A 24,482-nucleotide genomic window follows, 5' to 3' on the forward strand; every position below is an offset into this window, starting at 1 on the left:
TACCGCTTCGGCCATGCATTACCCGGCAACGCGCAGTGTGGCTCACGGCGATACCGCCACACGATCCCGCCTCACGCGACGGCCTCGTCGCGCAGACGGAATTGCGCGACCGCCGCGCTCAGCCGCGAACCCTGTTCATCGAGCGACAGCGCCGCGGCGGCGGCCTCCTCGACCAGCGCCGCATTGCGCTGCATCGTCTGCTCCATCTGGATGACCGCGGCGTTCACCTGCTCGATCCCCGCCGACTGCTCTTCGAACGCGTTGCTGGTCTCCCCCATGATCGCGTTGACACGCTCGACCGCGGCGACGAGTTCGCTCATCGCCGAGCCGGCCAGCGTGACGAGGCCGCTGCCGTCTTCGACCCGCCGCGCGGCACTGCCGATCAGGTCGCGAATTTCCTTCGCCGCCGACGCGCAGCGCTGCGCGAGCCCGCGCACCTCCGTCGCGACGACCGCGAACCCGCGCCCCTGCTCGCCCGCGCGCGCGGCTTCGACCGCCGCGTTCAACGCCAGGATGTTGGTCTGGAACGCGATGCTTTCGATCGTGCCGACGATGCCGGAAATCCGCGCGGAGCTGGTCGAAATCGCGGACATGGTCTCGACGACGCGCTGCATCGCCTCGCCGCCGCGCGACGCGATGCCGGCCGCCCCTTCGACGTAAGTCCGCGCATCGCGTGCGTTGTCCGCGTTCTGGCGCACGGCCGCCGTCAGTTGTTCGACGCTCGCGGCCGCCTGCTGCAGCGACACGGCCTGCTGCTCGGTGCGCGCGGACAGGTCGACGTTGCCGCTCGCGATCGTGCGGACGTCGCCGACGATCGTCTCGGTGCTCGCGCGCACCTGGTTCACGGTGTCGACCAGACCGTCCTGCATCCGCTTCAGCGCATTCAGCAGGTAGGCCATTTCGTTTTCGCCCGCGACGACGACGGTGCCCGTCAGGTCGCCTTTCGAAATTTTCTCGAACTGGCCGACCGCGAGATGGATCGGTTCGATGATCGCCTTCGCGAGCAGGCGCTGCGCGAAAAAGCCGACGACGAGGGCCAGCCCGGCGACCGCCGCCATCCCCCACACGATCCGGTGGAAACGCACGCCGGCCGCCTCGTAGCGGGCCTTCTGGCGCGCGACCTGGAACGATTCGAGCGCGTCGATCGCGTCCTGGTAGGCGGCGAACAGCGCCGGCGGCGCGGTGCGCTGCGTGTCGAGGAAGTTGAACGCGTCGTCGCCGTCGAGCTGCGACAGCGCTTTCAGGAACACCCGATCGAGCAGCGCGCGCCGGCGGCTCTGCAGCGCGTCGAACAATGCCTGCTCGTTCGCGTCGCGCGCATGCAGGCGCGTGTACGCCTCCAGTTCGTCATTGCTCTGCTTGAGGAGCGTGTGAAGCTGCGCGGTGCCCTCCTTGCCCGATTGACCCGCGCTGATGATCTGCGCCACGTCGCTCATGCGTTCGCGCAACACGAGCATCCGCTCGGAGCTGGTCTTCAGGTGCAGCAGCGAAGCGGTGTCGTCGCGGTACATCGCCTCGAGCGAATCGTTACCCATATAAAGGGCCGCGATACAGGCGCCGACCACCAGCACGAGCAGCACGGTATAACCGGCGATGGTCGCGACGAGTCCACCGCGGATGGTGAGTTGTTTTCGCATGACGTTCCCTTGCGCGGGCCGGGTGCGGGCCGCGGCGGATGTGGATTCCGGATCACGAACGACGAGCGCCGCGTCACGGCTCGTGAGCACGCGGCGCGGGGCTACGAACCGGATAACGGCATGGGGAACGGGAAGGTTTTACCTGGACGCGACATGAATCTTGACGATTGCGACAGACTAGGCAGCAAAAATTGCGGCTATTCCCCGCCGGCGAGCCTTGCGCGGATCTCGTCGGCCGACAGGTCGCGCCGATGCGTGGCGATCTGCCAGAGGTTTCCCCACGGATCCTTCACCATCGCGCGCCGGTCGCCGTACGGCATGTCGGCGGGCGCTTCCAGCGAGATCGCGTGCGCCGCGACCGCTCGCCGATGGATCGCGTCGGTATCCTCGACGTACACGTACAGGAACGCCGGCATCGGATCGCGCAGACCGTCGTCGCCGCTGATCATCACGACCGAATCGCCGATGCGGATGTCGGCCGGCAAGCCGGCACGGTATTCGCCGCGGGCGTCGAACACCGTCCGGACGAATGCGATCAGGTTTTCCGGATCCGGTACGACGATCCGTGGCGTGACGGTATGCCATCCGCCGGGCTGGAATGTGGCCATGGTGCGCAACCTCCGATGCGTGCGTCAGCGGTATTGTCCTCCGCGCACCGGCACCCTGCAAAGGAATCCGAAGGGTTGATCAGATACCGTCCGCTCTCTTCTCCGCTCGTCAAAGGCCGACGTTCGAATCCAGCCACCGCGGTTCATACGCGCCCAACGCGCGTGCCGGATGGAACCACGCGAGCGGCGCCCCCTCGATTCGCAACGGCGGGAGCAGCCGTGTTGCGGGGCCCCACGACGTCGCTTCGACGTGATTCGCGCGATCGTGCTCCGTCTCGGGAACCAACGCAACCACGTCGCTCATCGGCTCGGAACGCAGCTGCAACACGGCCGACGTACGCGCCAGCGAAGCGCGAACCTCGGTGCCCGCACCGTCCTTCAGTCGCGCCGTCAGGCCGCGTACGGCCGACGCCGCCATCAGGTAACCCGTCGCATGGTCGATCGCCTGGACGGGCAGATTCACCGGCGCGTCGCTTCCCGCCGCGCGCATGCCAGCGTCGGCGATTCCCGTGCTCATCTGGATAAGGCTGTCGAAGCCGCGCCGGCAATGCCAGGCGCCACTCCAGCCGTATGCATCGAGCGATACGTCGACGAGCGCGGGATTGAGCTCGCGCCGTCGCGCGGCATCGAGACCAAGACGCGCGAGCGCGTCGGAGCGGTAGCCGTGGACGACGATATCCGCGCCGCGCAGCAGCCGCTTGAGCGTAGCGAGATCCGCGGGCTGCTTCAGGTCAAGCCGGGCGCAGCGCTTGCCCAGAACGACGTCGGGCACCGTGCCCGGCTCTTCCCAACCATACGGATCGATGCGCAGCACGTCGGCGCCGAGCCCTGCCAGAAATCGCGTCGCGACGGGGCCGGCGAGAATGCGTGTCAGGTCGAGCACGCGAATGCCGCGCAACGGCCGGTCTCGCGCCGGCTGCCAGTCGCGCGACGCTACCGCCTGCGTGGCGTGAACGTGCAGCAACGGTTCGGCAGCAACGGCCTTGCCTTGCGGATGCGCGGCCCATTCCTCCCGCGAGTACATCACCGCCGCGCAACCGCCGCGCCCGACGATCGCGTCTTCGAGCGCCTCGGCGTCCCAGCGGCCGACCGTCCGGGCAACTGCCTGTGCATCCGCCGCGCAGCCGAGCACCGTCAACGCGGCTTGCCGGTGATGCGGTGCGTTGGTGTGCAGACGGATCCAGCGATCGCGCGCCCGATAGTTGCCGGCCACCGGATCCCACTGAGGCGGCAGCGTCCATCCCGACGGGCGCAGCGACGTGCCGAACCACAGCGACGCCATGCGCCGGTCGACGTGAACGGCCGGCGATGTGCCGGTCGATTCGCACACCAGTTCGGCAACGGCCGCACCTGCCGCGCCAATCGCCGCACTGGCCAGGTCGGTCACGCGAAACGCGGACGGCAGTTCGCCCGACCCGCTGAAGCGGCAACGCTCGAGAAAGTGCGGCGCGCCGCCCAGCGCGGCCCAGAGTGCCTGCAGATGGCGCGATATCGGCCCCTCGCCGGCCGTCGTCGCAACACGGGAAATTTGATCGGCACGCATGTTCGTCTCGAATCGTTTCGGTGACGCAACGATCGGCTCGCTCGCATTTGTTGTCAACGTTGATTATCCTGATCAACCTGTCGAACGATTCGAGCCTGATGCCATGTCGCCCTACCTGAATTCGATCGAAGCGGCCGCAAAGCTGGGCGTCTCGCGGCAGACGCTTTACGCCTACGTCAGCCGCGGCCTGCTTCGCGCGGAGCCCTCGGGCAATCCGCGCGAAAGCCGCTACTTCGCGGCGGACGTCGACCGGCTCGCGGCCGAACGTGCGCGCGGCCGCAAACCGAAGGAAGTCGCGAAAGCCGCGCTGAACTGGGGGGCGCCCGTGCTCGAATCGAGCATCACGTTGATCGAGGGTGGCCAGCTTTTCTATCGCGGCGCGAACGCGCTCGATCTCGCCGGCCACGCGAGTCTCGAGGAAGTCGCCGCGCTGCTCTGGCAATGCGACCAGCGCACCGCGTTCGGTCCTCGCGTTCCCCGCGCACCCGCGGTGTTGCGCACCCTCTTCAAGCACTACGGCGATCAACGCGCGGAGCAAGCGCTCCTGCCGCTGTTCGCCGTCGCCACCGACGACGCACCGACGGCGGTGTGGCAGCAAGCGGCCGACAGCCGGGCGCAGGGTTGCGGCGATCTGGTACGGATCCTCGCCGCGTGCCTGTTGCGCACCGGGTTCGATGCGGCGCCCGTTCACGTGCAATGCGCGCGCGCATGGGGCGTGGGCCCGGCGGGCGCGGAACTCATCCGGATCGCGCTCGTCCTGTGCGCGGATCACGAACTCAACGCATCGAGTTTCACGGGCCGATGCGTGGCATCGACGAATGCGAGCCTGCGAGCGGTCGTGATCGGCGGCCTCGCCGCTCTGTCCGGCGGGCGGCACGGCGCCACCACCGCGCGGGTCGAGGCGATGTGGGATGAAATCGGCAACCGGGACGTCGCGCGCACGATGCGCGAGCGCCTGCACCGCGGTGACGACCTGCCGGGGTTCGGACATTCGCTGTATCCGGGTGGCGACGTGCGGGCGACGGCCCTGTTGTCGCGCATGCTGCCGCGCCATCGGCAATGGAAAACGATGATCGAGGCGGGCAGTTCGCTGGTTGGCCAGAGGCCTTCGGTGGATTTCGCGCTCGTCGCGCTACGCCGGCATTTGCGGCTGCCTGTCGGCGCCGCGTTCGGCCTGTTCGCGCTGGGCCGCTCGATCGGCTGGATCGCGCACGGGCTCGAACAGCGCGAACATCCCGACCTGATCAGGCCTCGCGCGGTTTATACGGGAGTGCGGTCAAGCGAAACGCATGCCGGCTCGGGTCCGCTTCGATCGCGCGGGCGGCCGGAAAAGCGCACCGTGTCGCGGCAAGGGGCGCCGGAAAACGACATCCTTGCCACGTTTTTCAGCGCGCGATAGCGGAGCGTGTGACGCGGGCGTGGCGTGCCATGACATGCGCAAGCCCGCACTCTTCGCGGGAGCGGTCGCCGGCGCCGGACCATGACAAACCGACCTCGAAGCGGAGGATGGTTCGACGACCTTCTGTCAAAATATCAGCCCGATCCTTCTGACCAATCGCGGAATGGAACTCAGACAACTGCGCTATTTTCTCAGCGTCGTGGAACACGGAAGCATGGGCAAGGCAGCGCTGGAGCTCGGCGTGGTGACCTCGGCATTGAGTCAGCAGATCAGCCGCCTCGAAGGCGAGCTGTCCACGCGTCTGCTGCAACGCACCTCGGCGGGCGTCGTCCCGACCGACGCAGGTTTGGCGTTCTGGCGTCAGGCGCAACTCGCGCTGCGTCACATCGACGATGCCGCGCTAGCTGCACGCTCAGCCCGTCTGTCGGGCCACGTCAGCGTCGGCATGGCGCCGAGCACGGCGAGCGTGATGGGTGTCGCGTTCATGCAGGCCATGCGCGCGCGCTATCCCGATGTCCGGTTGCACATGGTCGAAAGTCTCTCCGGCTATCTGGCGTCCATGTTGAGCGCGCGTCAGATCGACCTCGCGGTGCTGTTCCGCGAGGAGTCCGCGCAACGCTGGAGCGTGCTGCCGCTGCTGGACGAGCGGCTGTTCCTGATCGGCGCGGGCGATCTCGATGGCATGCCGACGAGCGCATCCGTCCGGCTCAAGCATCTCGGCAGGCTTCCGCTGATTCTCCCCAGCGGCACGCACGGGCTGCGTTCGCTGCTGCTGTCCGCATTCAGGCGCGCCGAGTACGAGCCGAACATCGTCGCCGAAGTCGACGGCCTCGCGCTCCTGATGGACTTCGTCCGCGCCGGCATCGGCGCGACGATACAGCCGGGCGCGGCGCTCGCAAGGCCCGAGAACGTGATACTCACGAGCGTGCCCGTCGCCGAGAAATACGCCACGCGGCCCAACATGCTCGCCAGCATCTCCGATGACGAACTGTCTCCCGCCGGTCTCGCCGCGCGCGTGGTGCTCGCCGATGTCGCCCGTCAACTGGTGCGGGAAGGCCGTTGGCCCGGCGCACGGCTGCGGGAACCTCAGCCTTCACAAAAAGTGAACACCCGTTGACGGCTGGCTGGTAGCGGCGCGTGCACGAGGCCTTTACGATTTGCCCAAAAGGAGGCAAGTCTGATGGTCGATGTGCTCGTAATCGGAGGAGGCAATGCCGCGCTGTGTGCCGCATTGATGGCGCGCGAAGCGGGCGCCTCGGTCCTGCTGCTCGGATCCGCGCCGCGCGCATGGCGCGGCGGCAACTCGCAACACACGCGCAATCTGCGCTGCATGCACGATGCCCCCCAGGACGTTCTCGTCGATGCCTATCCGGAAGAGGAATTCTGGCAGGACCTGTTGAAAGTCACGGGCGGCATCACGAACGAGCATCTCGCGCGGCTGACGATCCGCGCGTCGTCGTCGTGCCGGCCGTGGATGCGGAAGCACGGCGTACGGTTCCAGCCGCCGCTGTCCGGTGCGCTGCACGTGGCCCGCACCAATGCGTTCTTCATGGGTGGCGGCAAGGCGCTCGTCAACGCGTATTACCGCAGCGCCGAAGCGCTCGGCGTCGATATCCGCTATGAAACGCCCGTCGATTCGCTCGAACTCGACGGCAGCCGCTTCATCGCGGCGCGCAGCGGCAGCCAGCGCTTCGAGGCACGCGCCTGCGTGCTGGCGGCCGGCGGTTTCGAATCCAATCGCGAATGGCTGCGCGAAGCGTGGGGGCAAAACGCGCGCGGCGAATGGCCCGCCGACAACTTCCTGATTCGCGGCACGCGCTTCAACCAGGGCGTGCTCATCAAGCATATGGCCGACGCCGGTGCCGACATGATCGGCGACCCGTCGCAGTCGCATTGCGTCGCGATCGATGCACGCGCTCCGCTGTATGACGGCGGCATCTGTACGCGCATCGACTGCGTGTCGCTGGGCGTCGTGGTGAATCGCGACGCCCAGCGCTTCTACGACGAAGGCGAGGATTTCTGGCCGAAGCGCTATGCAATCTGGGGACGGCTCGTTGCGCATCAGCCGGGGCAGATCGGCTATTCGATCATCGATTCGAAAGCCATCGGCCGCTTCATGCCGCCGGTGTTTCCGGGCGAAAAGGCCGACACGCTGCCGGAACTCGCGCGCAAGCTCGGGCTGCCGGAAGCACGCTTCATGGAAACGCTCACGCGCTATAACGATGCGTGCCGCGACGGCACCTTCGATCACACCGCACTCGACGACTGCCACACCGAAGGGCTCGCGCCACCCAAGACGCATTGGGCGCGCCGCATCGAGACGCCGCCGTTCTACGGTTATGCGCTGCGGCCGGGCATCACGTTCACGTACCTCGGACTGAAGACCAACGACCACGCGCAGGTTCACTTCGGCGGCACCGCCAGCGAGAACCTGTTCGTGGCCGGCGAAATGATGGCCGGCAACGTGCTCGGCAAGGGCTATACAGCGGGCGTCGGCATGTCGATCGGCACGGCCTTCGGGCGCATTGCCGGGACGCAGGCCGCGCGCGCCGCACTCAAAACAACGGAGGCAACCCGTGCAGCAGTCTGACCCGCTCGCGCCCGAACACACGCGCACGGCCTTTTCGGTCGAGACGAAAAAAACGCCACGCGACAGCACGGCGCGCGTGATTCCCATTGTGCCGATGAGCGCCGGCGAAACCGAAGTCGCCCGGCAGATGCAGATCTGCAACGCCTGCCGCTACTGCGAGGGCTTCTGTGCCGTGTTCCCGGCCATGACGCGCCGCCTGGAATTCGGCAAGGCGGACGTCAACTATCTGGCGAATCTCTGCCACAACTGCGGTGCGTGCTATCACGCGTGCCAATATGCGCCGCCGCACGAGTTCGGCGTGAACGTGCCGAAAGCGATGGCCGAAGTCCGGCTCGAAACCTACACCGAATACGCGTTTCCCGCGTCGTTCGGCGCGCTGTACAAGCGCAACGGCCTGACCCTGTCGGTCGCACTGGCGGCCGGACTCGCGCTGTTTCTGCTGCTCGGTACGGCATTGCACGGCGGCTTGCCCGACGATGTCGCACCCGCGAACTTCTACGCGATCTTCCCGCACAACCTGCTCGCGGCGATGTTCGGCATCGTTTTCCTGTTCGCCATGCTCGCGCTCGGTATCGGCGTCACGCGCTTCTGGCGCGACGTGTCGGCAGGAACGGCGAGCGCGAGCGCGCCGGCCGTCGCGGAAGCGGCCCGGAACGCGCTGACGCTCAAGTACCTGGACGGCGGCCACGGCGACGGCTGCAACGAGGAGAACGATACGTTCACGCTGGCGCGGCGCCGGTTCCATCACCTGACGTTCTACGGCTTCATGCTGTGCTTCGCGGCGACCGCCGTCGCGACGCTCTATCACTATGCCTTCGGGCTGGAAGCGCCGTATCCGTTTCTGAGCGTGCCGGTGCTGCTGGGAACCGCGGGCGGCATCGGACTGATCGCCGGACCGGCGGGACTGCTGTGGCTGAACCTGAAACGCGCTCCGGCGCGCGGCGACGCTCGTCAGCGTCCGATGGACCGCGGCTTCATCGCGCTCCTGCTTCTGACGAGCACGTCCGGTCTCGCGCTGCTCGCACTCCGCACGACCTCGGCGATGCCGTCGCTGCTCGCGATTCATCTCGGCATCGTGATGGCGCTGTTCGCCACGCTGCCTTACGGCAAGTTCGCGCACGGCATCTTCCGCTCGGCGGCGCTGCTCAAATCGTCGATCGAGAAGCGCCAACGCAGCACACTGAGCCTCGGTTCGGATTAGCCAGTCACCCGGGCGCCCGTTGGGCGCCCATCACTACAGACAAGAAGCAGGAGACGCAATGAACCGTACCGAACCGATCGCCGCGACACCCGGCGTTTCGCCCACGACAAGGGCCGCCGCCGTGTTGCGTGTGACGAGCGGCAATTTCATCGAACAGTTCGATTTCTTTCTGTTCGGCTTCTACGCGACGTCGATCTCGAAGATCTTCTTCCCGGCCACCAGCGAGTTCGCGTCGCTGATGCTCACCTTCGCGGTGTTCGGCGCGGGCTTTCTGATGCGTCCGCTCGGTGCGATCTTTCTCGGCGCGTACATCGACAAGGTCGGACGGCGCACCGGGCTGATCGTTACGCTGTCGATCATGGCGAGCGGCACCATTCTGATCGCCTGCGTGCCCGGGTACGCGACCATCGGCCTGCTCGCGCCGGCGCTCGTGCTGCTCGGGCGTCTGTTGCAGGGCTTTTCGGCAGGCGCCGAACTCGGCGGCGTATCCGTCTATCTCGCGGAAATGGCGACGCCCGGCAACAAGGGTTTCTACACGAGCTGGCAGTCGGCGAGCCAGCAGGTGGCCATCGTCGTGGCGGCGGCCATCGGTTACAGCCTGAACGCGTGGTTGTCCGCACAGCAGATCGCCGCATGGGGCTGGCGCGTGCCGTTCTTTATCGGTTGCGCGATCGTGCCGTTCCTGTTCGTGTTGCGCCGCTCGCTGCAGGAGACCGCGGCATTCGAAGCGCGGCGGCATCATCCGCAGGCACGCGACATTTTCGCGATGCTGCTCGCCAACTGGCGCACCGTGATCGGCGGCATGCTGCTGACCGCCATGACCACCACCACCTTCTATCTCATCACGGTCTATACGCCGACCTTCGGCAAGTCGGTACTGAAGCTGTCCACCTCCGACAGCTTGATGGTGACGCTGCTCGTGGCTGCATCGAATTTCATCTGGCTTCCGATCGGCGGCACGATCTCCGACCGCATCGGCCGCAAGCCGGTGCTGCTCGCCATTTCCGTGCTGGCGATCCTCACGGCTTATCCGGCGTTGTCCTGGCTTGCCGATGCGCCGAGCTTTGCGCGCATGCTGATCGTGCTGCTGTGGTTCTCGTTCTTCTTCGGCATGTATAACGGCGCGATGGTCGCCGCGCTCACCGAAGTGATGCCGGTCGAAGTGCGCGTCGCGGGTTTCTCGCTGGCGTTCAGTCTCGCGACGGCGCTGTTCGGCGGCTTTACGCCGGCGGTATCGACGTATCTGATTCAGGTCCTGCACGACAAGGCCGCACCCGGCTACTGGCTGAGCTTCGCCGCGCTCTGCGGCTTGTGCGCGACGCTCGGGCTGTACCGTCGCCGCGCGGACGGCAACGCGTCGGCGGCATCGTCGGCCTGACAGCGATTGCATCGGCGCGTGCCGGTCACCCCGGCTTCGCGCCGGGCTTTCGTTTTTCCAGCGGCGGCAAGAACGGGCGACGCGCGCCCGCTTGCGCGGCAACGCAGGCCGCGCCCGCTTGCCGTTGGAGCGGCATGTCCGGGCGCGGGCAAGCCGGTGTGATACAGGTTGCTTCAACCGCCGTTGGGAAACACGCCCCTGCTCATCGCATCGAGCTGGCGCACGATCTCCGCGCGCAGTTCGGCCGATACCTCGACACTGTCCAGCAATTCCGAAATCCACAGCCCGTCGGCCGCGAGCCGGCAGATCATCAGCGTCGCAGCCTGCTCGAGCGGCACCGGATCGGGCCGCGTCCATTCGCGCATCGGCACCGACCATCGTTCGCGCGTGTCCTGCTCGGTAATCATCGACGCGACCAGCACGCGCAGCACGTCGGTACTCGCGGCCGGATTGGCCGCATCGAGCACCGCATGCAAATAAGCGCGCGCCGCCGCGCCGTCGCCGCTCGGATCCGCCGTCATGCGCGCGTCCATCTGCGCGCCGAACCGCGCGGTCGCCTGGCCGAACAACGCATCGAGCAGCCCCTGCTTGTTTGCGAAGTGATATTGCAACGCGCCTTTCGTCACGCCGGCACGCTCGGCCACCGCATCGAGCGTCAACGCGGCCACGCCGTGATGTGTCGCGATTTCCGATGCGGCCGCCAGCAATTGCGCGCGCACCTGATCCGGCGCTTTTTTTCGCCGCACGCCGGCGGCGACGGCGGCGGGCGCTGACGATCCTTCAGACGCCCTCGCACCGGCCGTTCCAGCCGGTTCGACGGGCGCGGACACATCGTGCGGCGCGGGTTCGAGACGTTTTTTCATGGTGCGGATGGTAGCACCCGGGTGTCTCGATATAAACATTCCGGCTGGATGGTATGATCCGCCGCATGAACAAAACCGCCCCCTCTTCCTGGTCCGCGCTCGACACCGCGATCGCCCGTGGACGCGATGCGCTCGCGCGCCTTCAGCAGCCCGACGGCAGCTGGTGTTTCGAACTCGAATCCGACGCGACGATCACCGCGGAATACATCCTGATGATGCATTTCATGGACAAGATCGACGACGACCGCCAGGAGAGGATGGCGCGTTACCTGCGCGCGAACCAGCGGCTCGACACGCATGGCGCCTGGGCACTGTACGTCGACGGCGCGCCGGACGTGTCGTGCAGCGTAAAGGCGTATTTCGCGCTGAAGGCGGCCGGCGACAGCGAACACGCACCGCACATGATCCGTGCGCGCGAGGCGATCCTGACGCTCGGCGGCGCGGCGCGCGCGAACGTGTTCACGCGCATCCTGCTCGCGACGTTCGGCCAGGTGCCGTGGCGCGCGGCGCCGTTCATGCCGATCGAATTCGTGCTGTTCCCGAAGTGGGTGCCGATCTCGATGTACAAGGTCGCATACTGGGCGCGCACGACGATGGTGCCGCTGCTCGTGCTGTGCTCGCTGAAGGCCCGCGCGCGCAATCCGCGCAACATCTCGATCCGCGAGCTGTTCGTCACGCCGCCGGACGAGGAGCGCCGGTACTTCCCGCCCGCGAGCGGCATGCGCAAGGTATTCCTCGCGCTCGACCGCACGGTCCGCCATATCGAGCCGCTGATGCCGAAGCGCCTGCGGCAGCGCGCGATCCGGCACGCGGAAGCCTGGTGCGCGGAACGGATGAACGGCGAGGACGGGCTCGGCGGCATCTTCCCGCCGATCGTGTACAGCTACCAGATGATGCAGGTGCTCGGCTACCCGGACGACCATCCGCTGCGGCGCGATTGCGAACACGCGCTGGAAAAGCTGCTGGTCACGCGGCCGGACGGCAGCATGTATTGCCAGCCGTGCCTGTCGCCGGTGTGGGACACCGCGTGGAGCACGATGGCGCTCGAACAGGCACGCGGCGTCGCCGTGCCGGACGCCGGCGAGACGGCGTCGGGCGCGCTGCGCGAACTCGACGCACGCATCGCACGCGCGTACGACTGGCTGGCCGAGCGTCAGGTCGACGACCTGCGGGGCGACTGGATCGAGAACGCGCCGGCCGATGTCGAACCGGGCGGCTGGGCATTCCAGTACGCGAACCCGTACTACCCCGACATCGACGACACGGCGGTCGTCACCGCGATGCTCGATCGCCGCGGCCGCACGCACCGCAACGCGGACGGCACGAACCCGCACGCGCCGCGCGTCGCACGCGCGCTCGACTGGATGCGCGGGCTGCAATCGCGCAACGGCGGCTTCGCGGCATTCGACGCCGACTGCGACCGCATGTACCTGAACGCGATCCCGTTCGCCGATCACGGCGCGCTGCTCGATCCGCCGACCGAGGACGTGTCGGGCCGCGTGCTGCTGTGCTTCGGCGTGACGAACCGCCCGGAAGAACGCGCGTCGCGCGCGCGCTGCATCGACTACGTGAAGCGCACGCAGCAACCCGACGGCAACTGGTGGGGCCGCTGGGGCACGAACTACATCTACGGCACGTGGAGCGTGCTGGCCGGCCTCGCGCTCGCCGGCGAGGACAAGTCGCAGCCGTATATCGCACGCGCGATCGACTGGCTGCGCGCCCAGCAGCATGCGGACGGCGGCTGGGGCGAGACCAACGACAGCTATCTCGACCCGAAGCTGGGCGGCACGAACGGCGGCGAAAGCACGTCGAACTTCACCGCGTGGGCGCTGCTCGCGCAGATGGCGTTCGGCGACCACGAATCCGATTCGGTGAAACGCGGCATCGCGTACCTGCTGTCGGTGCAACAGGACGACGGCTTCTGGTGGCACCGCTCGCACAATGCGCCGGGTTTCCCGCGCATCTTCTACCTGAAGTATCACGGCTATACCGCGTACTTCCCGCTGTGGGCCCTTGCGCGTTACCGACGGCTGGCGGGCGCCGCCGCCCCGGCTCGCGCCGCGGCGGAAGCCACCGACACGGCAATCGCTTGAACGATCACGCGCCGCGGTGCCCCGGGGTACCCGGCGCGGTCGTGACGGATCATCCTCCGCCCTGCTCCCGCATCCTGACGAACGCGTCACGCAGATCCGCGCAGAACGCGTCGCCGACCATCGACAGCGGCTGCGACGCAGACGTCACCAGATAGAAGTGATCGGGCACGGCCGGCTCGAACGGCTTGACCGCCACGCGCCGGCCCGCGTACACGGCCGTCACCGGATCGATCAGCGCGACGCCCGCGCCGTTCGCGACGAACGCGACGATCGTCTGCGACAGTTGCGCCTCGATCGACAGCACGCGCGGCACGCCGGCCTCGACGAACACGCGGTCGATCGCGCTGCGCGCCTCGAAGCTCGGCGGAAACGAGATGAACGATTCGTCGCGCAGGTCGGCCGGCTGCACGATGCGCTTGCGCGCGAGCCGGTGCCCGCGCGGCACGATGCAGCACATCGCGCTTTCCGCGAGCCGCTCGCCGCGCACGGCCGGATGCGGGACGGGTTCGGCGATCAGCCCGACATCGCACTGCCCTGACGCGACCTTGTCGACGACGGTGGATGCGCTGTGCGCGAGCAGCGTGATGTCGACGCCCGGATGCGCATGCGAGAAACGCGTGACGAGCGCCGGCAGCAGGTCGAGCGCGACGGCCGGCGAGCCCGCCACGCGCAGCGTGCCGCGCCGCATCGCGCGGATCTGTTCGGCGGCCTGCGCGACGCGATCGAGCCCGACGAACGCGCGCTCGACCTCCTCGTACAGCACGCGCGCCTGCGCGGTCGGCGTGAACCGCCCCTGCTGCCGCTCGAACAACACGAAGCCGATCCGGTCCTCGAGATCGGCGATCAGCCGGCTCACGGCCGGCTGCGAGATATGGAGATCGCGTGCGGCGCGCGTGACGGTATGGCGCTGCATCACCGCACGGAACGCTTCGATCTGACGGATTCTCAGCGATGGCATGGTCATAACACTGGATTATGGAGCATTGATCAAGCTGTATTGGACAGTGCATTTTGCCTGCCCGAACATCGGTTCCACAACGTATTGAACGTAGGGAGCCGCGCCGCCATGGGATATAACACGGAACCGTCTTGCCCACGACACCGGAGCCGCGCATGACCGTGCGCCGCTTCGACGTCGTGGTGGCCGGCGGCGGCCTCGTCGGCATGGCCATCGCGTGGGGCGTCGCGCGTCTCGGCAAGCGCGTCGCGGTCTGCGACGGCGACGACATCGCGTTTCGCGCGTCGCGCGGCAATTTCGGGCTCGTGTGGGTACAGGGCAAAGGCGGCCGTTGCCTGCCGTATGCGCGCTGGTCGCGCGAATCGTCCGAGCGCTGGCACGCGTTCGCCGCGCAGTTGCAGCGCGCAACGGGCGTGAACTGCGGTTTCGAACGCCCGGGCGGCATCGAGCTGTTCGAGCATCGCGCCGAGCTCGACAGCGCAACGGCTCTGCTCGAATCGCTGCACCGGCAGGAAGCGGCGCTGTCGTACGAAGTGCTCGATCCGGCGGCGCTGCGCCGGCGCATCCCGTCGGCATCGCGAGCGCTGGCCGGCGCGCTGTGGTCGCCGAACGACGGCCACGCGAATCCGCTCTACACGCTGCGCGCGATGCTGCAGGCATTCCAGCAGTGCGGCGGCGTCTATCTGCCGCGCAGCGAAGTCACCGAGATCCGCCCGCGCGCCGGGCGTTTCGAGATCGACACGCGCGACGCGCGGCTCGACGCCGGGCGCGTGGTGCTCGCGGCCGGCCTCGACAATGCACGGCTCGCGCCGATGGTCGACCTGCTCGCGCCGATCGCGCCGTTGCGCGGCCAGATCATGGTCACCGAGCGCCTCGCCCCGTTTCTCGACTACCCGACGCTCGTCGTCCGTCAAACGCCGGAAGGCACGGTGCTGCTCGGTGACTCGGCCGAAGACGTCGGCTTCGACGACGGCCAGACGCGCCCCGCGATGGTCGACATCGCACGCCGCGCGCGCACCGCGTTCCCGGCGCTCGTGCATGCGCGCATCGTGCGCGCGTGGGGCGCGCTGCGCATCATGACGCCCGACGGGCTGCCCGTCTACGAGGCGTCGGCCACGCATCCCGGCGCGTTCATCGCGATCTGCCACAGCGGCGTGACGCTCGCGGCGGCCCACGCCGATCTCGTCGCGCCGTGGATCGCGGGCGGCGCCGCGCCGGCCGACCTGTCCGCCTTTACCACCGCGCGCTTCGCCGCGCCCACGGAAGTCCGGCATGTTTGAATCCCTCATTCCCGCCGCCGCGACGGTCGAACGCGTGCGCATCCATATCGACGGCACGCCGCACGAGGTGCCTGCGCACTACAGCGTCGCGGCCGCGCTGCTCGCCACCGGTCCGGCCGCGTGCCGCGCGAGCGCCGTGAGCGGCGCACCGCGCGGCCCGTTCTGCATGATGGGCGTGTGCTTCGACTGTCTCGTCGAAGTCGATGGCGTACCCAACGTGCAAGGCTGCATGACACCCGTTTCCGACGGCATGCAGGTGCGCGCGATGCACGGCAAGGCGAGGCTCGCATGACGCGCCGCCAGTGCGACCTGCTGATCGTCGGCGCCGGGCCGGCCGGGATGGCGGCGGCTGCCGCCGCGCGCTCGGCCGGACTGTCGGTCGTCGTCGCGGACGAAGGCCGCGCGCCCGGCGGCCAGATCTACCGCAACGTGGCCGATGCGCCGGCGCCGCTCGCGCAATGGCTCGGCACCGACTACACGGCCGGCCGGCCGCTCGTCGACGACCTGCTCGCGAGCGGCGCGCACTACCTGCCGCGCAGCGTCGTTTGGCAGGTCGCGTTCGAACCTGAACCCGTCGCGATGCTCACGCAAGGCGGCCCGTCCGGCGGCACGCTCGAAGTCGGCGCGCGCGCCGTGCTGATCGCGACCGGCGCGCAGGAGCGTCCGTGGCCGGTGCGCGGCTGGACGCTGCCCGGCGTGATGGGCGTCGGCGCCGCGCAGACGCTGCTGAAATCGTCGGGCCTCGCGCCGTCGGCCGACGCCGTGCTCGCGGGCAGCGGCCCGCTGCTGTGGCTGTTCGCCGCGCAATTGCTGAATGCGGGGCGGCGCGTGCGTGCGCTGATCGACACGACACCGCGCGACGCCTGGCGTCGTGCGCTCCCGCATGCGCTGCCGGCGCTGCGCGGCGCCGACTATCTGCTCAAGGGCTGGCGCATGCTGCGCGCGGTACGCCACGCCGGGATTCCCGTCTATCGCGGTGCGACCGATATCGGCATCGACGGCGACGAGCGCGCCGAACGCATTCGCTTTCGCGATGCTCGAGGCGTCGTGCACATGCTCGACACGTCGCTCGTGCTGCTGCATCAGGGCGTCGTTCCGTCGACGCAGCTCGCGCGCGCGCTCGGGTGCGCACACGAATGGGACGAACGGTCGGCATGCTGGCGGCCGCAATGCGACGCGCGCGGCCGCAGCAGCGTGCCGCACGTCTGGATCGCGGGCGACGGCGCGGGCATCGGCGGCGCGCGAGCGGCGGCACTCGCCGGCGAAGTGGCGGCGCTCGGCATCGCCGCGGAACTCGGCACGCTCGACGCGCAGCGGCAGGCCGCACGCGAGCGCCCGGTACTGCGCGCGCTGCATCGTCATCTCGCGGTGCGCCCGCTGCTCGATGCGCTGTACACGCCGCCCGCCGCGCTGCGCCGCCCCGACGACGACACGATCGTGTGCCGCTGCGAGGAGATCACGGCCGGCGAGATCCGCCAGCTCGCCGCGCTTGGTTGCCAGGGACCGAATCAGATGAAGGCATTCACGCGCTGCGGCATGGGCCCGTGCCAGGGCCGCTGGTGCGGCACGACGGTCGGCGAGCTGATCGCCGAGGTGCAGCGGCGCAGCGTCGGCGACGTCGGTTACTACCGGATCCGCGCACCGATCACGCCCGTCACCGTCGGCGAGATGGCCGACGCCCTCGAACTGTCGAACGATTTCCAGCGCGGCGATTTCCCGAGCTGATGCGCATGCCTACTCTTCCTCACACGAACGGAGCCTGACCATGAAGACGCGCCTCACGATTCTCCTTTCCGCCGCCGCGATGGCCTTCGCGTCGCTGGCGTCGGCGAAGGAATGGACGACCATCCGCATCGGTGTCGACCCGACCTACCCGCCGTTCGAATCGACCGCGACCGACGGCAGCGTGCAAGGCTTCGACATCGATCTCGGCAACGCGCTGTGCGCGAAGCTGAAGGCGAAATGCGTGTGGGTGTCGAGCAGTTTCGACGGGCTGATTCCGGGGCTGCAGGCGCGCAAGTTCGACGTGATCCTGTCGTCGATGGCCGCGACCGAACAGCGGCGCCAGCAGATCGACTTCACCGACCGCCTGTACCGCAACCAGACGCGGCTGATCGCGCGCACCGGCTCGGGGCTGTTGCCGGACGCGGCGAAGCTCGCCGGCAAGCGCGTCGCGGTCGAACAGGGCACGATCCAGGAAACCTATGCGCGAGAGAAGTGGGCGGCCGCGAAGGTCGAGGTCGTCCCGTATCCGAGCTACGACCAGGCGTATGCGGACCTCGTCACCGGGCGCGTCGACGGCGTGCTGATGGATGCCGTGCAAGGCCAGCTCGGGTTCCTGTCGACGCCGCGCGGCAAGGGCTTCTCGTTCGCCGGCGGCGTCGTGTACGACCCGAAGATCATGGGCAACGGCGACGCGGCCGGCGTGCGCAAGGCCGACGGCGACCTGCGCGACGCACTCAATCGCGCGATCGCGCAGATTCGCAGCGACGGCACCTACAACACGATCCAGTCGAAGTATTTCGATTTCGACCTGTACGGAAATTGACGAGGCGCGCCGGCGGCGCCGCGCATGCGACGCCTGACGCGCGATCGGCGGCATGTCGTCGAGGCTCGCACGCCTCCCCGGGTTTGAAGGAAATTGCATCCGGCCAGGTTGCACGAGTAAGTCCACCAGGGACATAATTACAAACACTTGAGTCCCCGAAGGTCTTATATGCTCGACATCCGCCAGCTTCAGTATTTCATCGCGGTCGCGGAAGAAGAACACGTCGGCCGCGCGGCCGAGCGCCTGCACATTTCGCAATCGCCGCTCAGCCGCCAGATCGCGCAGCTCGAGGAAAAGCTCGGCCTGACGTTGTTCGAACGCAGCCAGCAGCGCATTCGTCTGACGCGCGACGGGCGCACGTTCCTCAGCGAAACGCATGCGTTCCTGCGCCATGCGAACCGGCTCGAATCGCTCGCGCGCCGGCTCGGCCGCGGCGACGAAGGCGGCCTGTGCATCGGTTACCTCGAAACGGCCACGCACTCGGGCGTGCTGCCGCGCGCGCTGAAGACGCTGCGCGCCGATCGTCCCGCCGTTCATATCGCCTTGTACAACTATCAGTCCGCCGCGCAGCTTGAAGGCTTGCGCGAGCGCAGCCTCGACATCGCGCTCGTCACCGAGCCCCCCGCGCCCGACGATCCCGAACTCGACTCGACGATGGTGCTGAACGATCCGATGCTGCTCGCGATGCCCGACGGGCACCCGCTCGTGAAGAAGAAGGCGCTCGTTGCCGGCGATCTCGCCGCCCAGGCGTGGATCGGCGTGACGCAGCAGGAAAGCGCGCCGCGTCACGGCGCGTTCGTCGCGGCCTGTGCAAGGGCCGGCTTCTCGCCGGACATTTCGGTGGAAGCGACCGAGCCGCTCGCGGCGCTCGGCCTGGTTGCCGCCGGGCTCGGCGTGACGATGATCCAGCAGAGCCTGCGACACCAGGTACCGGAAGGCGTCGTGTTGCGCGAGCTGCCGTGGTTCAGCTACCGCACGCCGCTGTGGGCCGCGTGGCACAAGGTCAACCTGCGGCCGCTGGTCGGCATCTTCCGCGAGATCCTGACCGGCGAGGACGTCGTCGCGGCGGTTGAGAAATAAGACCGGCACCCCGCGCGCAGGTGGCGGGCGCGCACCTGCTTCGCATACCGAACGGCATGGACGCGCCCCCGCCTTCACACACGATGCGACGCACTGCCGTCAGTCCGCCGCGAACCGCTTCGCCAGTTCCTCGAGGCCGTCTTCGTAGATCCCGCGGAACAGCCGGATGGTCTCGTCGTCGGTCGCGCCGCGTGGCGTAAACGTGCCCGACCACTCGACGGTCGACGCGTTCGATCCGTTTTCGCGCACGCGCAGCGTGGCGCGATAGTTCACGACCGGGAACGGCGCTTCGAGGATCGCGTACGTGTAGCTGCGTGCCGCTTCGTCGAACGCGACCAGCCGCTCGACGATCGTCTCGCCGACCGGGTTCGCGAGACGCCTCACGCGCCCGCCTTCGCCCAGCTCGCTGGCAGGAATGTACGACAGCCAGTCGGGCAGCGACCCGAAGCCGCCGATCAGTTGCCAGACGGTTCCGGCCGAAGCCGGGAGTTCGATGCTTGCATTTGCCTGTGCCACGTCATCACCCGTCAGGATCAACGACCGGTCGGTAGCGGCGCATTGGCCGCGATCAGGCCTTGTTCACGCATGTCACGCCAGAAATCGGCCGGAATCGCCACGTTCAGCGCAGCCTGGTCTTCCGCGATCCGCTCCGGACGGCTCGCGCCCGGGATCACCGCGACGGTGGCCGGATGCGACATCGAGAACTGCAGCGCGGCGGCCTTGATCGGCACGTCGTGGCGCGCGGCGATCGCCTTGATCCGCTCGACCTTCGCGAGGATTGCCGGCGAAGCCTTCTGGTATTCGAAGTGCGTGCCGCCTGCAAGCACGCCCGAGCTGTACGGGCCGCCGACGACGATCCCGACGTTCTGCGCGGCAGCCGCCGGCATCACGCGTTGCAGCGCACGTTCGTGATCGAGCAGCGTGTAGCGGCCGGCCAGCAGCATGCCGTCCGGTTGGGGTTCGGCGAGGTCGAGCACCAGCTCGATCGGTTCGACGCGGTTCACGCCGAGGCCCCATGCGTCGATCACGCCTTCTTCGCGCAGCTTGCTCAGCACGCGGAATGCGCCCTTGCGCGCGACCTCGAATTGCGCGAGCCATTCATCGCCGTAGAAGTCCTGGGCGATGTCGTGCACCCAGACGATGTCGAGGCGGTCGGTACGCAGGCGCTTCAGGCTGTCCTCGATCGAACGCAGCGTCGCGTCGGCCGTGTAGTCGTTGACGATGCGGTTCGGCCGGCCGTGTTCGAACAGGCCGCCCTTTTCGCCGAGATCGCGTGCCGACACGTCTTCGATTTCATCGAGGATCACGCGGCCGACCTTCGTGCTCAATACGTATTCGTCACGCGCATGGTTCGCCAGCGCGTCGCCGAGGCGGATTTCCGCGAGACCGGCGCCGTAGAACGGTGCCGAATCGAAATATCGGATGCCGTGTTGCCATGCCGCTTCGACGGTGGCCGCGGCTTCCGCGTCGGGAATGTTGCGGAACATGTTGCCGAGCGGGGCAGTACCGAAACCAAGGATCTTGTTGCCGGGCAGCTTGTCTTCGAGACTCATGATTTTCTCCAGGGAGTATGGGAAAGCGAGTTCAGTCTAGGGAAGCCGGTTAAGTCTGTCCAAGACGGAATTCGACACACTTGAGTCCCACGAGGTCTGATCGGCCTGTTTGATGCGCGTACCGATGTGCCTCCCCGCCCCCGTTCCGGCGAAACGCTTGACCGGCAAGGCCGTCGACCGAATTCGCTCCCGATTCGTGATTCCAGCTCAAAAATCAATTGGGCCGGAGGCCGTTTTTCCCGGGCGTGGCGATACCTATATTGGCTGCACTCGCAACGACATCGACGTGGTTGCGGTTCACCCAACCTGACAGGGACCCATGATGAAAACGCTGATTTCTTCCACGCTTGCCGCACTGATCCTTTCCGCACCGGCGCTGTCGTTCGCGCAACAGGCCGACCGCCCGCTGACCCGCGCCGACGTGAAGGCCGAAATGGCCCGCCTCGCGGCCGTCGGCTACACCCCGGCGCTGGACCACAACCGGTATCCGGTCGCGATCCTCGCCGCAGAACAGCGCGTGCGTGAAAATACCGTCGCACCGGAAGCCGACCAAGCGGGCTACGGCAGCGAAGCCCGCACCACCGGCGAATCCGGCCGCGCGACGACGATCGACAGCCGCCACTCGATCTATCGCGGACATTGAGCCGCGGCGGCGCGCAGGAGAGCACGCCTCCCGACACGCGCAACGATTCGCCCCTCCCCTGCGCATTGCCGGCCCGAATCGCCCGAACAGGCATTCGGGCCGCGCGTCATTCGGGTTTCGAGCGCGACGGGACGATCGGCCGCGTCAGACGAACCCTTCTTCGACCAGCGTGCAGCCATGCGCGGTGATCTCGTGTCGCTGGCCCGACCCGCCGACCACGCGGCTCCAGCTCTCCGACACGAGCACGGTCGTCTCGCCGTCCGTGCGCAACGCATAACCGAAGCCGCCGTACATGCCCCGGCACGGCGAACCACGTGTTTCCGGCCTGCGCGTCGAGTTCGAGCAGCGGTTCGAGTTCGGGCAGGCGCAGTGCGTCGACGCGCAGGTGAGCGATGCGGCCGAGAATCATCTCGTGGAAACGGCGCTGGATGGCGCGCAGCGTATCGTCGGGCACGAAGCGCTGCGGCTGCGGCGTCAGCAACTCGACCAGGTGCCGATGCCCGAACCGCGTGGCGATGTCGACCGCACGCTCGCGTCGTGCATCGCGCAGCATGCGCGATGCACCGAGGCGCAGCAGCTCGGCAACGACCGTTCGCGGCGCGCCGCCGAAAGCGGCCTGATGCAGCGGCGTGTAAAACGACGTGCCGCCGAGCCGCGTCGCATTGACGAGGTCGGGCTGGCGTGCCACGAAGTCGAGCACCGTCGCCCATTCGCCGCTGCGCGCCGCGTCGGCCAATGCGTGCCGGCTTTCGACCTGCGCGTCACCGAGCACATCGGCGCTCGTGATTCCATCCCAGACCATGCTCAACGGGCGCTCCTTGCGTATCGCGGGTGCGTCACGGCGGCGCCGTCACGCGTCGCTCCTGCGCGCCGCCGACGACGCGTCGAGCGCATCGTGATCGACCAGCAGGTTCAGCAGCTGGCGCCGCGATTCGATGCCGAGCTTCGCGAACGCGCGCCGCGCGTAGGTGTCGATCGACGACGGACGAATGCCGAGTTCGTGCGCGATATCCTGCGTCTTCCGGCCGCGAATGAGGCGGGCACACACTTCCGACTCGCGCGACGTCAGCTTCTCGAACACGTCGTGCAGTCGCTGCGTGACGACGCCCTCGCGCGCACGCGCCGCGCCTGCATCCGCCGGCCGGTCGCCGACGATGCGTCGATGCGCGACCGCCAGCGGCAACACGATCAGCGCGACATGCCGGACGATGCTCAGCTCCTTCAGCGAAAACGGCGGCAGCCGGCGCGCGCGGCATACCGACAGCGCGTAGGTCAGCTCGTCCACGCGATACGTGACCACGCATTCGTCGTGAATGTCCTCGGTATCGTAAAACGCGCGCCGGATCTCCGGGTTCAGCCGCAGCGTCGACAACTGCAGCAACTGCGTATCGCGCTCGCCGCGGATGCAGTCGAAGGTCGTGTCGATCCGCGCGAAATCGCGGTAATAGCGCGTCATCGTGCGCTCGATCTGGTCCGGATACGTGCCGTAGCTGCCGATCCAGCCGACGCGCCGCTCGAGCAGCGACTCGTCCTCGTAATCCAGATGAATGGAATCGCAATCGACGATGCGCGCGAGGTTCTCGAACACGACCGCGACGAAATCCGGCGATCCGATCGCGCCGGCCACGGCCGACAGCGCGTCGGACAGGAACACGAGCTGGTTCAACTGGATATCGGTCGCCGCGGCGGTGTCATGGTCGGTCATACGATGCACGGGAGAAGGAGACGACCACCGTTACCACGCCAAAAGTGCGTTGCCAATTCCCTCGCGCCGGGTTCCGGTGCACGCGGCCGCCCGGCTGTACGGATTTCATGGACAGACATCCGGCCGGCCGCCCCCTACAGTCATCTCCGATATCCGGCGAGGCCCGTCGGCGCGTTCGCGGTTCGAAGCGAACCGGCGCGCGCCTCGCCGACCGTCCCGCGGCGCGCATGCGCCACGCAGTGCGCCGCCCTCGTTCCGAAAGGGAGTGACCATGATCGTCCGCGTTTTTCGTCTCGCCTTCCCCGTTGCAATCGCGACCGTTGCGTGCTTCGCGCCGCTGTCGGTGTCGCCGGCCCGCGCGGCCGACGCCGAACTGAACGTCTACAACTGGTCCGAGTACATTGCGAAGACGACGATCCCGGACTTCCAGAAACAAACGGGCGTGCACGTGCGCTACGACGTCTACGACAGCGACGACACGCTGCAGTCGAAGCTGCTGGCCGGCAGTTCGGGCTACGACATCGTCGTGCCGACGTCGAACTACATGGCCAAGCAGATCCAGGCCGGCGTGTACCAGAAGCTCGACAAGACGAAGCTGCCGAATCTCGCGAACCTCGATCCCGCGCTGATGAAGAAGATCGCCGAATCGGACCCGGGCAACCAGTACGGCGTGCCGTGGGCCTACGGCACCGACGGCGTCGGCTACAACGTGCAGGCGGTCAGGAAAGCACTCGGCGACGGTGCGCCGCTCGACAGCTGGGCGCTGGTGTTCGATCCGGCCAACGTGTCGAAGCTGAAAAGCTGCGGCGTGTCGTTCCTCGATGCGCCGGACGACGTGTTTGCGGCCGCGCTCCAGTATCTCGGCAAGGACCCGAACAGCAAGAACCCGGCCGACTATCACGCGGCGTTCGACATGCTGAAGAAGGTGCGCCCCTACATCACGCAGTTCAACTCGTCGGGCTACAACAACGACCTCGCGAACAACGACGTCTGCGTCGTGCTCGGCTGGTCGGGCGACGTCAGCGTCGCGCGCCGTGAAGCGGCCGCGGCGAAACGCGGCTACGAGATCCGCTACGCGAACCCGAAGGAAGGCGGCATCCTGTGGTTCGACGTGATGGCGATTCCGAAGGATGCGCCGCATCCGGAGGCCGCGTTGCAATGGATCAACTACATCCAGGACCCGAAGGTCAACGCGGACATCACCAACGAGATCTACTACCCGAGCGCCAACCGGGCGGCCCGTCAGTACGTGACGCCGGCCGTCGCGCACGACCCGAACGTGTACCTGTCCGCCGACGTGCTCGACAGGATGACGCTCTCGAAGCCGCGTTCGGCCGACATCGCGCGCCTCGAGAACCGCCTGTGGCAGCAACTGAAAACCGGCAACTGACGCAACCGCCCGC

22 protein-coding genes are annotated in these 24,482 nt (G+C 67.7%); 13 read left to right on the top strand and 9 right to left on the bottom strand.

What is annotated here, in order from left to right; translation table 11 throughout:
* Positions 1-71 precede the first annotated feature (71 nt).
* The 3 genes from AC0KUR_RS10455 to AC0KUR_RS10465 all read right to left on the bottom strand — a co-directional run bounded on the left by AC0KUR_RS10455 (position 72) and on the right by AC0KUR_RS10465 (position 3,788).
* Positions 72-1,637, bottom strand: a complete 1,566-nt coding sequence (locus tag AC0KUR_RS10455) for a methyl-accepting chemotaxis protein (protein ID WP_034191892.1) — start codon at positions 1,635-1,637, stop codon at positions 72-74.
* A 197-nt stretch (positions 1,638-1,834) separates the two neighbouring features.
* Entirely contained in the window at positions 1,835-2,245 is a 411-nt protein-coding gene (locus AC0KUR_RS10460; RefSeq protein ID WP_473375843.1) for a VOC family protein, read from the bottom strand.
* Positions 2,246-2,354: 109 nt separating this feature from the next.
* The gene (locus AC0KUR_RS10465) at positions 2,355-3,788 is read right to left on the bottom strand and encodes a CoA transferase (RefSeq protein WP_473375844.1); all 1,434 of its coding nucleotides are present in this window, start codon (positions 3,786-3,788) and stop codon (positions 2,355-2,357) included.
* A gap of 103 nt (positions 3,789-3,891) precedes the next feature.
* Here AC0KUR_RS10465 and AC0KUR_RS10470 point away from each other — a divergent pair, with 103 nt between their 5' ends.
* The 5 genes from AC0KUR_RS10470 (at position 3,892) to tcuC (ending at position 10,356) form a co-directional block, all read left to right on the top strand.
* Positions 3,892-5,187, top strand: a complete 1,296-nt coding sequence (locus AC0KUR_RS10470; protein WP_473375845.1) for a citrate synthase family protein — start codon at positions 3,892-3,894, stop codon at positions 5,185-5,187.
* A gap of 163 nt (positions 5,188-5,350) precedes the next feature.
* Positions 5,351-6,304, top strand: a complete 954-nt coding sequence (locus AC0KUR_RS10475) for a LysR family transcriptional regulator (RefSeq protein WP_049035751.1) — start codon at positions 5,351-5,353, stop codon at positions 6,302-6,304.
* 63 nt (positions 6,305-6,367) lie between these two features.
* Entirely contained in the window at positions 6,368-7,777 is a 1,410-nt protein-coding gene (gene tcuA, locus AC0KUR_RS10480) for an FAD-dependent tricarballylate dehydrogenase TcuA (protein WP_473375846.1), read from the top strand.
* Positions 7,764-8,978, top strand: a complete 1,215-nt coding sequence (gene tcuB / locus AC0KUR_RS10485) for a tricarballylate utilization 4Fe-4S protein TcuB (RefSeq protein WP_049035748.1) — start codon at positions 7,764-7,766, stop codon at positions 8,976-8,978. The genes tcuA and tcuB overlap by 14 nt, the downstream gene beginning before the upstream one ends.
* A 58-nt stretch (positions 8,979-9,036) precedes the next feature.
* Positions 9,037-10,356 carry a tricarballylate/proton symporter TcuC gene (gene tcuC / locus AC0KUR_RS10490; protein WP_473375847.1) on the top strand — a complete coding sequence of 440 codons (1,320 nt, stop codon included), beginning with the start codon at positions 9,037-9,039 and terminating at the stop codon, positions 10,354-10,356.
* Positions 10,357-10,529: 173 nt separating this feature from the next.
* Here tcuC and AC0KUR_RS10495 read toward each other — a convergent pair whose 3' ends face one another.
* Positions 10,530-11,219, bottom strand: a complete 690-nt coding sequence (locus AC0KUR_RS10495) for a TetR/AcrR family transcriptional regulator (protein ID WP_473375848.1) — start codon at positions 11,217-11,219, stop codon at positions 10,530-10,532.
* Positions 11,220-11,272: 53 nt separating this feature from the next.
* On the opposite strand from AC0KUR_RS10495, the gene shc reads away from it, so the two are divergent.
* Positions 11,273-13,312: a squalene--hopene cyclase gene (shc, locus tag AC0KUR_RS10500; protein WP_473375849.1), complete on the top strand. Its 2,040-nt coding sequence runs from the start codon at positions 11,273-11,275 to the stop codon at positions 13,310-13,312.
* 49 nt (positions 13,313-13,361) lie between these two features.
* On the opposite strand, the gene AC0KUR_RS10505 is transcribed toward shc, so the two are convergent.
* Positions 13,362-14,276: a LysR substrate-binding domain-containing protein gene (locus tag AC0KUR_RS10505; protein WP_473375850.1), complete on the bottom strand. Its 915-nt coding sequence runs from the start codon at positions 14,274-14,276 to the stop codon at positions 13,362-13,364.
* A gap of 149 nt (positions 14,277-14,425) precedes the next feature.
* Between AC0KUR_RS10505 and AC0KUR_RS10510 the strand changes: the two genes are divergently transcribed.
* The 5 genes from AC0KUR_RS10510 (at position 14,426) to AC0KUR_RS10530 (ending at position 19,178) form a co-directional block, all read left to right on the top strand.
* Positions 14,426-15,550, top strand: a complete 1,125-nt coding sequence (locus AC0KUR_RS10510; RefSeq protein ID WP_034191903.1) for an NAD(P)/FAD-dependent oxidoreductase — start codon at positions 14,426-14,428, stop codon at positions 15,548-15,550.
* Complete coding sequence (locus AC0KUR_RS10515) at positions 15,543-15,842, top strand: (2Fe-2S)-binding protein (RefSeq protein WP_034191904.1); 300 nt, start codon at positions 15,543-15,545, stop codon at positions 15,840-15,842. The genes AC0KUR_RS10510 and AC0KUR_RS10515 overlap by 8 nt, the downstream gene beginning before the upstream one ends.
* Positions 15,839-17,275 carry an FAD/NAD(P)-dependent oxidoreductase gene (locus AC0KUR_RS10520; RefSeq protein WP_473375851.1) on the top strand — a complete coding sequence of 479 codons (1,437 nt, stop codon included), beginning with the start codon at positions 15,839-15,841 and terminating at the stop codon, positions 17,273-17,275. Before AC0KUR_RS10515 ends, AC0KUR_RS10520 begins: the two co-directional genes overlap by 4 nt.
* 40 nt (positions 17,276-17,315) lie before the next feature.
* Positions 17,316-18,098, top strand: a complete 783-nt coding sequence (locus tag AC0KUR_RS10525; protein ID WP_034191906.1) for an ABC transporter substrate-binding protein — start codon at positions 17,316-17,318, stop codon at positions 18,096-18,098.
* Positions 18,099-18,266: 168 nt separating this feature from the next.
* A complete protein-coding gene (locus tag AC0KUR_RS10530) occupies positions 18,267-19,178 on the top strand; it encodes a LysR family transcriptional regulator (protein WP_124670044.1) in 912 nt (303 codons plus the stop codon).
* 99 nt (positions 19,179-19,277) lie between these two features.
* Here AC0KUR_RS10530 and AC0KUR_RS10535 read toward each other — a convergent pair whose 3' ends face one another.
* Positions 19,278-19,694 carry an SRPBCC family protein gene (locus AC0KUR_RS10535; RefSeq protein WP_301741807.1) on the bottom strand — a complete coding sequence of 139 codons (417 nt, stop codon included), beginning with the start codon at positions 19,692-19,694 and terminating at the stop codon, positions 19,278-19,280.
* 17 nt (positions 19,695-19,711) lie between these two features.
* On the bottom strand, positions 19,712-20,731 hold the full coding sequence (locus AC0KUR_RS10540; protein WP_473375852.1) for an aldo/keto reductase: 1,020 nt from the start codon (positions 20,729-20,731) through the stop codon (positions 19,712-19,714).
* A gap of 319 nt (positions 20,732-21,050) precedes the next feature.
* Here AC0KUR_RS10540 and AC0KUR_RS10545 point away from each other — a divergent pair, with 319 nt between their 5' ends.
* Positions 21,051-21,374, top strand: a complete 324-nt coding sequence (locus AC0KUR_RS10545) for a DUF4148 domain-containing protein (RefSeq protein WP_176730026.1) — start codon at positions 21,051-21,053, stop codon at positions 21,372-21,374.
* 106 nt (positions 21,375-21,480) lie between these two features.
* On the opposite strand, the gene AC0KUR_RS10550 is transcribed toward AC0KUR_RS10545, so the two are convergent.
* Positions 21,481-22,182: an ankyrin repeat domain-containing protein gene (locus AC0KUR_RS10550; RefSeq protein WP_473375853.1), complete on the bottom strand. Its 702-nt coding sequence runs from the start codon at positions 22,180-22,182 to the stop codon at positions 21,481-21,483.
* 42 nt (positions 22,183-22,224) lie between these two features.
* Complete coding sequence (locus tag AC0KUR_RS10555) at positions 22,225-23,079, bottom strand: helix-turn-helix transcriptional regulator (protein ID WP_034191910.1); 855 nt, start codon at positions 23,077-23,079, stop codon at positions 22,225-22,227.
* A gap of 271 nt (positions 23,080-23,350) precedes the next feature.
* Here AC0KUR_RS10555 and AC0KUR_RS10560 point away from each other — a divergent pair, with 271 nt between their 5' ends.
* Positions 23,351-24,469 (top strand): polyamine ABC transporter substrate-binding protein, encoded by a 1,119-nt coding sequence (locus AC0KUR_RS10560; protein ID WP_059562400.1) that lies wholly within the window; start codon positions 23,351-23,353, stop codon positions 24,467-24,469.
* Positions 24,470-24,482: the final 13 nt, after the last annotated feature.

The sequence above is a fragment of the Burkholderia sp. YHN3-13 genome, from assembly GCF_055810675.1.